The 11,505-nt window shown below is 67.8% G+C and carries 10 protein-coding genes; 3 read left to right on the top strand and 7 right to left on the bottom strand.

What is annotated here, in order from left to right; genetic code table 11:
* Positions 1-320 precede the first annotated feature (320 nt).
* Positions 321-4,082, bottom strand: coding sequence for a vitamin B12-dependent ribonucleotide reductase (locus MFF30_RS22890; RefSeq protein ID WP_238282373.1), 3,762 nt, complete (start codon positions 4,080-4,082; stop codon positions 321-323).
* Positions 4,083-4,577: 495 nt separating this feature from the next.
* Between MFF30_RS22890 and MFF30_RS22895 the strand changes: the two genes are divergently transcribed.
* Both MFF30_RS22895 and MFF30_RS22900 read left to right on the top strand, forming a co-directional pair.
* Entirely contained in the window at positions 4,578-4,994 is a 417-nt protein-coding gene (locus MFF30_RS22895) for an NADH:ubiquinone oxidoreductase subunit NDUFA12 (RefSeq protein WP_238282375.1), read from the top strand.
* Positions 4,995-5,142: 148 nt separating this feature from the next.
* Entirely contained in the window at positions 5,143-5,787 is a 645-nt protein-coding gene (locus tag MFF30_RS22900; protein ID WP_373320990.1) for a DUF2155 domain-containing protein, read from the top strand.
* Between the two features lie 116 nt (positions 5,788-5,903).
* Here MFF30_RS22900 and aat read toward each other — a convergent pair whose 3' ends face one another.
* From aat to MFF30_RS22930, 6 genes are all read right to left on the bottom strand, one after another.
* Positions 5,904-6,578, bottom strand: coding sequence for a leucyl/phenylalanyl-tRNA--protein transferase (gene aat / locus MFF30_RS22905; RefSeq protein ID WP_238282377.1), 675 nt, complete (start codon positions 6,576-6,578; stop codon positions 5,904-5,906).
* A gap of 123 nt (positions 6,579-6,701) precedes the next feature.
* Positions 6,702-7,034: a hypothetical protein gene (locus MFF30_RS22910; RefSeq protein ID WP_238282378.1), complete on the bottom strand. Its 333-nt coding sequence runs from the start codon at positions 7,032-7,034 to the stop codon at positions 6,702-6,704.
* Positions 7,035-7,445: 411 nt separating this feature from the next.
* Entirely contained in the window at positions 7,446-7,754 is a 309-nt protein-coding gene (locus tag MFF30_RS22915) for a hypothetical protein (RefSeq protein WP_238282379.1), read from the bottom strand.
* A 124-nt stretch (positions 7,755-7,878) separates the two neighbouring features.
* Positions 7,879-9,237 (bottom strand): acetyl-CoA carboxylase biotin carboxylase subunit, encoded by a 1,359-nt coding sequence (gene accC / locus MFF30_RS22920; RefSeq protein WP_238282380.1) that lies wholly within the window; start codon positions 9,235-9,237, stop codon positions 7,879-7,881.
* A gap of 14 nt (positions 9,238-9,251) precedes the next feature.
* Positions 9,252-9,728 (bottom strand): acetyl-CoA carboxylase biotin carboxyl carrier protein, encoded by a 477-nt coding sequence (gene accB, locus MFF30_RS22925; RefSeq protein ID WP_238282381.1) that lies wholly within the window; start codon positions 9,726-9,728, stop codon positions 9,252-9,254.
* 154 nt (positions 9,729-9,882) lie between these two features.
* Positions 9,883-10,704, bottom strand: coding sequence for a DsbA family protein (locus tag MFF30_RS22930; protein WP_238282382.1), 822 nt, complete (start codon positions 10,702-10,704; stop codon positions 9,883-9,885).
* Positions 10,705-10,866: 162 nt separating this feature from the next.
* On the opposite strand from MFF30_RS22930, the gene MFF30_RS22935 reads away from it, so the two are divergent.
* The coding region (locus MFF30_RS22935; protein ID WP_238282383.1) for an aminotransferase class I/II-fold pyridoxal phosphate-dependent enzyme at positions 10,867-11,505 on the top strand (639 nt) is incomplete at its 3' end.

An 11,505-nucleotide genomic window follows, 5' to 3' on the forward strand; every position in this document is an offset into this window, starting at 1 on the left:
CGAATTCGAGCCGCCATCCATGAGCAATTCTTCGCCATCAGAAGCACACCGATGCTTGGTCCCCCCAGCCAATTGGCCGATGTCAGGCCAATTTGTCAGTTTTCCGCCGAATCTCTAGGTTGTGCTACAACGGAACTGTGGTGCCTTAGACGGATCTTTGGGTCCAGGACCTACTGGACGGACCACCTAGCCGCTGAGAAGGTCAAAACTTCCCTCTCAACACTTGTTGGGCCCAAATTTCCCTATAACGAGGGCCCAATCCTCCCTCTTCTTAGGTCCAAACTTCCCTGTTCGTTACAACAACAGAGCGATCGACTGGCTCACGAGCAACCCGTCGTGCCGCCGCAGGTGTCACACTTCAGGCAGGTGCCGTTGCGGACCAGCGTGAAGTTCGCGCATTCCGGGCAGGCTTCGCCGACGTAGCCCTTCATCTTCGCTTCGGCGCGGCGGTCGGAGACCGAGCGTTCGGCCTTGACCGGCTCGGACTGGACCGCGTCGGGCTTGGCGAAGGGGAGGGCGTCGAGGAGGGCTTCGGCCCGACCGGCCTGGACCGGCTCGACCTTCAGGGCGGTGGCGCCGCGCACCGCGTGCACCACGCCGCCGGCCGGGGTGGTCTGGCCGGCGCTCGCGGCGCCGACACCGACGGTGCCGCCGGCCGGGCCGCCCTGGATCAGGGTGAGGCGGTCGGCCGAGCCCCGCAGGAGGCCGCGGGAGACGACGCTCGATGCGGTGGCCTCCGTCCGGCCCGGCTCGCGGGTGGTGTCGGTCTCGCCTCCGCCGATCACCGTGCCGCCGATCTCCGACGGGTTGACGTGGGCGAGGTCGGCCCGGCCGAGATAGGACACGGCCAGCTCGCGGAACACGTAGTCGAGGAGCGAGGTCGCGTTTTTGATCGCGTCGTTGCCCTGCACGAAGCCCGCGGGCTCGAAGCGGGTGAAGGTGAAGGCCTCGACGTATTCCTCTAGGGGCACGCCGTACTGGAGCCCCAGCGAGATCGCGATGGCGAAGTTGTTCATCAGGCTTCGGAAGGTGGCACCCTCCTTGTGCATGTCGATGAAGATCTCGCCGAGGCGCCCGTCATCGTATTCGCCGGTGCGCAGGTAGACCTTGTGCCCGCCGACGACCGCCTTCTGGGTGTAGCCCTTGCGGCGATGGGGCATCTTCTCGCGCGACCGGATGCGCTCGACGCGCTCGATCACCCGCTCGACGATCTTCTCCGCGACCTGCGCGGCCTTGGCGGCGGCCGGGGCCGCGATAAGGGCCTCGACCAGATCGTCGGCATCGTCCTCCTCGTCGGCGATGAGCGCCGAGTTCAGGGGCTGCGACAGCTTCGAGCCGTCGCGGTAGAGGGCGTTGGCCTTCAGCGCCAGGGTCCAGGAGAGCTTGTAGGCGTTCTTGCAGTCCTCGACCGTGGCGTCGTTGGGCATGTTGATGGTCTTGGAGATGGCGCCCGAGATGAAGGGCTGCGCCGCCGCCATCATGCGGATGTGACTCTCCACCGAGAGGTAACGCTTGCCGATGCGCCCGCACGGGTTGGCGCAGTCGAACACCGCGTAGTGCTCGGTCTTCAGGAACGGTGCGCCCTCGAGGGTCATCGCGCCGCAGATATGAGTGTTGGCCGCCTCGATGTCCTTCTTCGAATAGCCGAGGAACGGCAGGATCTCGAAGGTCGGGTCGGCGAGCTTCTCGGCCGGAACCTTGAGCACGTCCTTGAGGAAATCGTCGCCGAGCGTCCAGCGGTTGAACACGAACTTGATGTCGAAGGCCTGCTTCAGCCCCGCCTCGATCGCCGCGAGCTTGTCATCGGTGAAGCCCTTGGCGCGAAGCGAGCCGGGGTTGACCGCCGGGGCCTGACCCATCGAGCCGTGGCCCACCGCGTAGGCCTCGATCTCGGCGATCTCGGATTCACGGTAGCCGAGGGTGCGCAAGGCATCCGGCACCGCGCGGTTGATAATCTTGAAGTAGCCGCCGCCGGCGAGCTTCTTGAATTTTACGAGCGCGAAGTCCGGCTCGATTCCCGTCGTGTCGCAATCCATCACGAGACCGATCGTGCCGGTGGGCGCGATCACGGTCGCCTGCGCGTTGCGAAAACCGTGTTCCTCGCCAAGCGCCAGGGCGCGGTCCCAGGCGTGCTTCGCCCGCTCGGCGATGTCGGCCTGGGGCACGTTGGCAAGGTCGAGGGGCACTGGGGCGATCGAGAGGAACTCATAGCCCTCCGCCTCGCCATGCGCCGCGCGGCGGTGATTGCGGATCACCTTGAGCATGGCGTCCGCGTTCTCCTCGTAGGCCGGAAAGGCCCCGAGTTCGCCGGCCATCTCGGCCGAGGTGGCGTAGGCCACGCCCGTCATGATCGCCGTGAGGGCACCGGCCAGCGCCCGGCCCTTGTCCGAGTCGTAGGGCAGGCCCATGCTCATCAGGAGGCCGCCGATATTGGCGTAGCCGAGGCCGAGCGTGCGGTAGCGGTACGAGAGTTCGGCGATCTCCTTCGACGGGAACTGCGCCATCAGCACCGAGATCTCGAGCACCACCGTCCAGAGGCGGTTGAGGTGCTCGAAGGCGGCCACATCGAAGTGGTTCGACGCGCGGTCGTACATCGTTAGCAGGTTGGCGCTGGCGAGATTGCAGGCGGTGTCGTCGAGGAACATGTACTCGGAGCACGGGTTCGAGGCCCGGATCCGTCCGCCCGCCGGGCAGGTGTGCCAATCGTTCATCGTGGTGTTGAAGTGCAGGCCCGGATCGGCCGAGGCCCAGGCCGCTTCGCCGATCTTCTCCCAGAGATCGCGGGCTTTCAGGGTCTTCGTCGTCTTGCCGGTGGTGCGGGCGGTGAGGTTCCAGTCCGCGTCGGCCTCGACCGCGCGCAGGAAGTCGTCGGTCAGCGAGACGGAGTTGTTCGAGTTCTGGCCCGCCACCGTGAGGTAGGCTTCCGAATCCCAGTCGGTGTCGTAGACGGGGAAGTCGATCTTGGTGAAACCCTGGCGGGCGAACTGGATCACCCGCTTGGTGTAGGAATCCGGCACTGCGTCCTTGCGGGCGGCCTTGACGGCCTTCTTGAGGACGGGGTTGCGCTCGGGGTCGAAGCAGGCGTCCCCTTCAGCCTCGCACTGGGTGCAGGCCTTCATCACCGCCGTGAGGTGCTTGGAGACGATCTTGGAGCCGGTGACGAGGGCGGCGACCTTTTGCTCCTCCTTCACCTTCCAGTCGATGTACTGCTCGATGTCCGGGTGATCGATGTCGACGATGACCATCTTGGCCGCGCGCCGGGTGGTGCCGCCCGACTTGATCGCTCCGGCCGCCCGGTCGCCGATCTTCAGGAATGACATCAGGCCCGACGACTTGCCGCCGCCGCCGAGCTTCTCGTTCTCGCCACGCAGCATGGAGAAGTTCGAGCCGGTGCCCGAGCCGTACTTGAAGAGGCGTGCCTCGCGGACCCAGAGGTCCATGATGCCGCCGTCGTTGACGAGGTCGTCCTGCACGCCCTGGATGAAGCAGGCATGCGGCTGCGGGTGCTCGTAGGACGAGGCGGACTTCGTCAGCGCGCCGCTGCGGTAGTCGACATAGTAGTGGCCCTGCGCCGGGCCATCGATCCCGTAGGCCCAGTGCAGGCCGGTGTTGAACCATTGCGGCGAGTTCGGCGCCACCATCTGGCGGGCGAGCATGAAGCGCAATTCGTCCAGGAACGCGGAGGCGTCCTCTTCGGATGTGAAGTAGCCGCCCTTCCAGCCCCAGTAGGTCCAGCAACCGGCGAGACGGTCGAACACCTGAGTGGAGGAAATCTCGGAGGTGGTGCGCTCGGCCTCGGGGAGGTCGGCCAGCGCCGCCTCGTCCGCCACGGAGCGCCACAGGAACGACGGCACGTCGTTCTCTTCCACCTTCTTGAGGGCGACCGGTACGCCGGCCTTGCGGAAGTACTTCTGCGCGAGGACGTCGCTGGCCACCTGGGACCAGCTCTCCGGCACTTCGATGCCGTCGAGGCGGAAGACCGTGGAGCCGTCCGGGTTACGGATCTCGCTCAGGGTCTTGCGAAATGGGATCGTCGCGTAGGGGGATTGTCCGGCCGTGGTATGGCGCCGCTCGAACCGCATGGAACCTGTCTCCCGAGCCGCCTAAAGAAGTGCGGCGCCGTGTCGAAGAATGAAGTCGAGCACCCGCGAGCGCCGCGAAGCGCTGGAAGGGGTCTCGAAAATTCGGTGAACCGCCGGTGACGCGACAGCCTCGGCGATGATCCGAAGGTATGCCGGCCCGGGGTCTCACGTCAATAACTAGTGTGCCGGCTGCCTGTTCCTGGCTAGATGTAGTAGGTCGCGCCTTAAACCTGTGGATATCGCGAGCGATTTCGTAAGTGCCCTTTCGGCTTGGCGGATTCGGAGGCGAAAAAATTTCCGCCCACAGGCACATCCGGTCCGGCGGCGGGTTCCAGCATGGTTAACGCCGGAGGGTGTGGGATTTGGGCCGCAATCCCGGGACGCCCCGCTCGTTGCCTGCCATGGGGCGGCGCGACTGGACTTCGCGGGCCCGTCTCACCATAGTCCGCGCCGACAGTGATGGCGGGGCGGCGACGCCCCATTCGGGCGAACGCGATGGCTCTCAAGGACACGCTCCTGCGCATCTTCACCTGGTGGAACGGGCAGACCATGTCGCTCGCGCTCTACACGGCGCGCAGCGGGCAGCGGGTCGGCACGGACGAGTTCGGCAACACCTATTACCGGGCGCAAGGGGCGCTGATCGACCGCTCCGTCGGAACCGAGCGGCGCTGGGTGGTCTATAACGGCTACGCCGACGCCTCGAAGGTGCCGCCCGGCTGGCGCAGCTGGCTCTGCCACAACGGCGACGTGCCACCGAGCGAGGAGAGCTATGCGCCCCGTGCCTGGCAGAAGCCGCATGTCGAGAATCTCACCGGCACCAGCGGAGCCTATCGGCCGCGCGGCTCGCAGTTGAACATCGGCCAGCGCCCGGCCGCCACCGGCGATTACGAGCCTTGGAGCCCGGGGAACTGAACCCGGGAAACCGAGCCCGGTTCGCGCCGGCCCTTTTTCCACCAATCTTCTGCGGCTTTAGATGTCCCTCGCGCCGTCGCTCCCCGGGGGGAGCCGCCCGAGAGGAGGGCAGCCCGTGAACCGCAGCACAGCAGGATCGTCCCGCCTCGTGGTCAAGCGCCTTCTCCTCGCGTCGATCGCGCTCGGACTGACCGGCATCCCGGCATCGGCCGACAAGATCAAGAACCCGACCGCGGTGTTCTCGGGTCTCGACAAGATCACCGGGCGCATCGTGTCGTTCGAGGTCGCGGTGGACGAGACGGTCCAGTTCGGCGCCCTGCAGCTGACGCCGCGCGTCTGCTACAGCCGCCCCCCCACCGAGAGCCCGAAGACCACGGGGTTCCTCGAAGTGGACGAGGTCACCCTCGACAACAAGTACCGCCGCATCTTCACCGGCTGGATGTTCGCATCGAGCCCCGGCCTGCACGCGATCGAGCACCCGATCTACGACGTCTGGCTCGTCGATTGTAAGGGCGGCTCCGAGGTGATCGCCGAGGCGCGCGAGCAGGAGGACGTGCCCGCCATGGCCTCGAAACCCGAGAAGACGCGCAGGCCCAAGGGCGGCCAGGACGCCACCCGCACCGCCCAGCAGGTCAATCCGAACGGGCAGGTCGACGTCGAAGCGCCCCGTGGCGTGCCGGTCCAGCCCAAGCAGAAGCCCTCGCGAAAATTCTTCCCCTCGAACGAGGGACCGGCTGCCGCGCCGCCGCAGCCGGCGCAGCCGCAATCGCTGTTTGACGCGCTCTTCCGCTAAGCAGGTTTCGCAAAAGCAGTCGCCGGTTTTGCGGCTAAAACCTACGACATAGCAAAGAGCTGAGCAGCGCGAAGCGTTGGCTTGCCAAGGCGAATCTGCTTGCGCGGGGCCAGGGTTCAGTCCTCGCCGCCGCCGAGGGCTGCGAGGACATCGCGGCCGCGCAACGACCCGTCGTCCGGCCAGACGTGCCAGTTCGCCGGCACGCCGATCGCCTGGGCCAGGCGCCGCTTGTATACGTGGCGCGGCAGTTCCTCGGCGCCGAACTGGCTCAGATGGTCGGTGACGAACTGGGTGTCGGCGAGGCGGTACCCCCCCGCGCGAAGGCGCGCCACGAGGTGGACCAGGGCCACCTTCGAGGCGTCCCGCTCCGTGTGGAACATGCTCTCCCCGAAGAAGGCCGCCCCGAGGGAGACGCCGTAGAGCCCCCCGACCCGCTCCCCACGGGAGAACACCTCCACCGTGTGGGCGTGGCCGGCGTCGAACAGGGCGCCGTAGAGTTCGCGGATGCGCCCGTTGATCCAGGTTCGCTCCGCCGAGCCACGCGGGGCGGCGCAGCCGGCGATCACCGCGTCGAAATCCTGGTCGGTGCGGACTTCGAACACGTCCGTCCGCACGGTCCGGGCGAGGCGGCGGGAGACGTGGAAGCCGTCCAGGGGCAGCACGCCGCGGGCGCGCGGCTCGACCCAGTAGATCGCGGGATCGTCGGCATCCTCCGCCATCGGGAAGATGCCGGCCGCATACGCCTTCAGAAGAATCTCGGGCGTGATCTCAACGCGGTCGACGTCGTGCATGGGCCGACTTTGGATCGGAGATCGACGGAAGGCCAGAGGCCGTCCGGTCACAGAGGCCACCGGGCCATGCAAAAAGGCGGACCCCAGGGGGCCCGCCTTCCCGCGCAGTCCCTTAGCGAGGGACTAGAACTTCGGGCCGCCGGAGGTGGTGCCGAGGTTGGGGACGATGCGGTTCGGCTGCTCGGCGTTGCCGCCCTTGGCGGAATCCTCGACGATCGCCTCACGGTTCGACGCATAGGGGGCCTCGGTCACGGTGCCGGTCACGTCCATGTCGACGTAGCCGTCCATGTTGCGGTAGGCGCCATAGGCCGAGGGGTTGTCGATGGGGCCACGGGTGGTGCCACCGGCCTGGGGCACGAAACGCTCGGGCTGGCCGACATTGCCCGAGGGCGACTGGGCGAGGGCGGCGGTGGCGATCAGGGAGGCGGCGACGAAGGTGAGGCTGAAGGTGCGCATCGTGGTCTTTCGGAAGTCGGGTCGTTAGGAAAATCCAGTCGCTGGGCGGGGCCTGCACAACCGAGTCTGTCCGACCCTGTTCGTCCCCGCCTGACCGGCGTGGGGTGAGAAGTCCCGGCGACCCAAAGCGTTCCGGCAGTCACTTCGCCGGCAACCGGCCGTCGCGAAGGTGTTCGGAGGAAAAAGACAGGATTCCCAGCCGACGCGGCTACATTTGCACCGGGCGGGCGCTTGGCGCGCGATAGAGGTGCTCCGAACCCGGTCCAAGTGATACGTTTGGGTTCATTTCGATGCAAAATGATGCACAACTCAATTGTGCGCGATCGCACATGCGTTCGGCCGATACCGACAACAAAAAACCGGCCCCTCTCGGGGCCGGCGTGATGCATGTCAGTTCGGTGTGACGCGATCTCAGCGGGCGGGGCCGCCCGAAGTGCCGCCGGTGTTCGGTACGGAGCGGTTCGTGTCGTTGGCATTCCCGCCCTTGGCGGAATCCACCGCGCCCATGCCGGGGCTCATGCCACGCTCGCCGGCAGGCGCGACGGCCGGGCCGCCGGCCGGGGACATGCCGCGGGTCGACGGATTGTCGATCGGACCGCCGGTGGTGTTGCCCGCCTGCGGAACGGACCGCTCCGGCTGCCCGACATTGCCGGAGGGGGATTGCGCGAGGGCGGGCGTGGCGAGCAGGAGGCTGGCGAGGAAGCAGGTCGTCAGGCGCACGGTGGGGGTCGTCCTTGTAGTGAGGCGGCACCCGAACCGATGGACGGAAGCCGCAGTAAGACGACCGGAAACGAGCGCCGCGCACGCTCGTTCCCGTACCGTCGTCACCACACGGTCGAAAATCCTAACTGGGCTCGTCGAGGCCGCCATCGGCCAGGAACCCCTCGAGCCAGTGGATGTCGTAGTCGCCCTTCTGGACGTCGGCGTTCCGCACGAGGGTGCGGAAGAGCGGCAGGGTCGTGTCGACGCCGTCGACCACGAACTCGTCCAGCGCCCGGCGCAGGCGCATCAGGCATTCGTTGCGGGTCCGCCCATGGACGATGAGCTTGCCGATCAGCGAATCGTAATGCGGCGGGATGCGGTAGCCCTGGAACACGGCCGAATCGACGCGCACGCCGAGCCCGCCCGGCGGGTGGAAGTAGGTGATCAGGCCGGGGGAGGGCCGGAAGGTGGCCGGGTGCTCGGCGTTGATCCGGCACTCGATGGCGTGGCCCTCCACCTTGATCTCGTCCTGGGTCACCGACAGCGGCAGGCCGGCGGCCACCCGGATCTGCTCGTTCACGAGATCGATCCCGGTGATCATCTCGGTGACCGGGTGCTCGACCTGGATGCGGGTGTTCATCTCGATGAAGTAGAAGCGCCCGTCCTCGTAGAGGAACTCCACGGTGCCGGCGCCGAGGTACTTCAATTCCTGCATGGCGCGGGCGCAGATGCCACCGATCTCGGCGCGTGTCTCGGCGTCGATGACAGGGGAGCCGCCTTCCTCCCAGACCTTCTGGTGGCGGCGCTGGAGCGAGCAGTCGCGCTCGGCCAGATGCACGGCATTGCCGCGCCCGTCGCCGAGCACCTGCACCTCGATGTGACGCGGCTTCTCGAGATACTTCTCGAGGTAGACCGCATCGTCGCCGAAGGCCGCCTTGGCCTCCGTGCGGGCCATGCCCAGGGCCTGTTCCAGGTCGGCCTCGGTGCGGGCGACCTTCATGCCGCGGCCGCCGCCGCCGGAGGCGGCCTTGACCAGCACTGGATAGCCGATCTCGGCCGCGATGCGCTTGGCCTCCTCGGGATCCTCGACGCCGCCCTCGGAGCCGGGCACGCAGGGAATGCCGAGGCGCTTGGCCGTGCGCTTGGCCTCGATCTTGTCGCCCATGATGCGGATGTGCTCCGCCTTGGGGCCGATGAAACCGATATTGTGGTGGGCGAGCACCTCGGCGAAGCGCGCGTTCTCGGAGAGGAAGCCGTAGCCCGGATGGACCGCGTCCGCGCCGGTGATCTCGCAGGCCGCGATGATCGACGGGATGTTGAGGTAGCTCTCGCGAGCGGAGGGCGGGCCGATGCACACGCTCTCGTCGGCCAGGCGCACATGCATGGCATCGGCGTCGGCGGTGGAATGGACCGCCACGGTGGCGATCCCCAGTTCCTTGGCCGCGCGCAGGATGCGCAGCGCGATCTCGCCCCGGTTGGCGATCAGGATCTTTTCGAACATGGGTGCGGCCCCGCTCACTCGATGACGAGGAGGGGTTCGCCGAACTCGACGGGCTGCCCGTCCTCGACGAAGACGGCGGTGACGGTGCCGGCGCGGGGCGCCACGATATCGTTGAAGGTCTTCATGGCCTCGATGAGAAGCAACTTCTCGCCGACCTGAACCTGGGAACCGACATCGACGAAGAGCTTCGCCTCGGGCGAGGGGCGGCGATAGGCGGTGCCGACCATGGGGGAGGGCACGGCGCCGGGGTGGCCGGCACCGGCCCTGCTGCGCTCGGGCGTCGCGCCCGGGCCCGAGACGGGCGCGGGGGCCGCCACCGCCGCGAGGGCCGGGGCGGGCGCGGCAACCTGCACCTGGACCGCCTCGACGCGACGGGCGACGCGGATGCGCAGATCCCCCTTCTCGACCTCGATCTCGCTGAGATCGGTCTCGTTGATGAGCTTGGCGAGCTCGCGGACGAGCTCCGGATCGAAGGGGTCGTTCTTGGACATCGGCTCCTTGGGCATCGGCTCGGTCGTCTTCAGGTCAGGCGCGGGGTGCGTCGGCAATCGAAAGGAAGGTGTGCGAGCGGCTGGGCCGCGCGTGGAATGATCCGGGAACGGCGGCCCCGATTCGGCGCCGCCATTCACGGACGGGCAGGGCGTCTCAGCAGCTGGCGTGGCCGCACTGGCGCACGTCGTTGATGGTCTTGCGGATCGGCTCGATTCCGACGGCGCCGGGGATGATCTCGTCGCCGATGATGAAGGCCGGGGTGCCCGAGAGGCCGAGCTTGTCGCCGAGGCCGACATTCTCGGAGAGCGCCGCCTTCACCTCGGGCCCCTGCGCGTCCTTGGTCAGGCGGGCCACGTCGAGGCCCATCTCCTTGCCGACTGCGAGGGCGCGCTCGCCGTTCACCCGGCCCTTCGACTCGAGCAGGCGGGTGTGGAACTCGAAGACCTTATCGCCCTTGAGCTGCTGCTTGGCGGCCAGCGCGATCTTGCTCGCCTCAAGGGATTCGGCGCCCAGTACGGGGAAGTCCTTGAGGACGACCCGCAGCTTCGGATCGCCCTTGATCAGGGCCTGGATGTCGGCGAGCGCCTTGCGGCAGTAGCCGCAATTGTAGTCGAAGAACTCGACCAGGGTGACGTCGCCGCTCGGGTTGCCCGCCACGACGCCGTGGGGCGAGTTGATGAGCGCCTCGCGGGCTTCCTTCAGAGCCGCCGACTGGGCGAGCTTCTGCGTCTCCTGCTGCCGGCGCTCGCCCTCGGCGATCGCCTCCTGCAGCACGTCGGGGTTCTTGACGAGGTAATCCTTGATGATGGCCTCGATCGCCTGGCGCTGCGCATCGCTGAAGGCGGCGGCCGGAGCGGGCGCAGCCTGTGAGGGCGTGGGCTGGGCAGGCGTCGTCTGGGCGAAGGCCGCGCCCGGGGCTACGGCCAGGGAGCCGGCCAGGATGGTAGCGGAGAGCAGCGAGCGGAACAGGGGCATACGTCCTCGCGGGGCGGGACCGGTCAGGCGTCAGCCGGCCATCGGGGCATCGTCGTCGATCTGACGTGCGATTAGCCGCCGGGTTAGGCGTTTTCGCGGCGGGCGGTCAATCGCGGAATGCCTGTTTGGCGTGCCCCGGGGCCAACCGCTATGACGGAACCGATGACAGACAAACCCATCCCTTCGCCGCCCCCCTCGCCGATCCTCTCCTCCCGTCGGGCGGCCCGCGTCGCCCCGTTCCTGGCCATGGACGTGATGTCGGCCGCCGCCGCCCGCGAGGCGCGCGGCGAGGGCGTGGTCCACATGGAGGTTGGCCAGCCCTCCGCGCCCGCGCCCCGCGGGGTGATCGCGGCGGCACAAGCTGCCCTCGCCACCGGCGCACTGCCGTATACCCAGGCCCTCGGCCTGCCGGCCCTGCGGGAGCGGATCGCCCGTCACTATGCCGAGACCTACGGCGTGGCGGTCGCGCCGAGCCGGATCGTGGTGACCACGGGCTCCTCGGCCGGCTTCGTTCTGGCCTTCCTCGCCCTGTTCGATGCCGGCGCGCGAGTCGCGGTGCCCCAGCCGGGCTACCCGGCCTATCGTAGCCTGCTGCATGCCCTCGACCTCGTGCCCGCGCCCTTGATCCTGCGGGATGCGGACCGCTTCGCCCCCACGGGCGTGGCCCTGCGCGACCTGCACGCGCGGGAAGCGCTCGCCTGCATCCTGGTGATGAGCCCAGCCAATCCCTCCGGAACGGTGATCGAGCCCGAGCGCCTCGCCGATCTCTGCGCAACGGCGCGCGGGCTCGATCACCGTTCC

Source organism: Methylobacterium goesingense (assembly GCF_022179225.1).
Lineage (GTDB): Bacteria > Pseudomonadota > Alphaproteobacteria > Rhizobiales > Beijerinckiaceae > Methylobacterium > Methylobacterium goesingense.

Coding starts and splice junctions, on each gene's coding strand:
- MFF30_RS22930 (WP_238282382.1), bottom strand. CDS start 10,704: ATGCCCCTGTTCCGCTCGCTGCTCTCCGCTACCATCCTGGCCGGCTCC.
- MFF30_RS22895 (WP_238282375.1), top strand. CDS start 4,578: ATGGCTCTCAAGGACACGCTCCTGCGCATCTTCACCTGGTGGAACGGG.
- accC (WP_238282380.1), bottom strand. CDS start 9,237: ATGTTCGAAAAGATCCTGATCGCCAACCGGGGCGAGATCGCGCTGCGC.
- MFF30_RS22890 (WP_238282373.1), bottom strand. CDS start 4,082: ATGCGGTTCGAGCGGCGCCATACCACGGCCGGACAATCCCCCTACGCG.
- aat (WP_238282377.1), bottom strand. CDS start 6,578: ATGCACGACGTCGACCGCGTTGAGATCACGCCCGAGATTCTTCTGAAG.
- MFF30_RS22910 (WP_238282378.1), bottom strand. CDS start 7,034: ATGCGCACCTTCAGCCTCACCTTCGTCGCCGCCTCCCTGATCGCCACC.
- accB (WP_238282381.1), bottom strand. CDS start 9,728: ATGTCCAAGAACGACCCCTTCGATCCGGAGCTCGTCCGCGAGCTCGCC.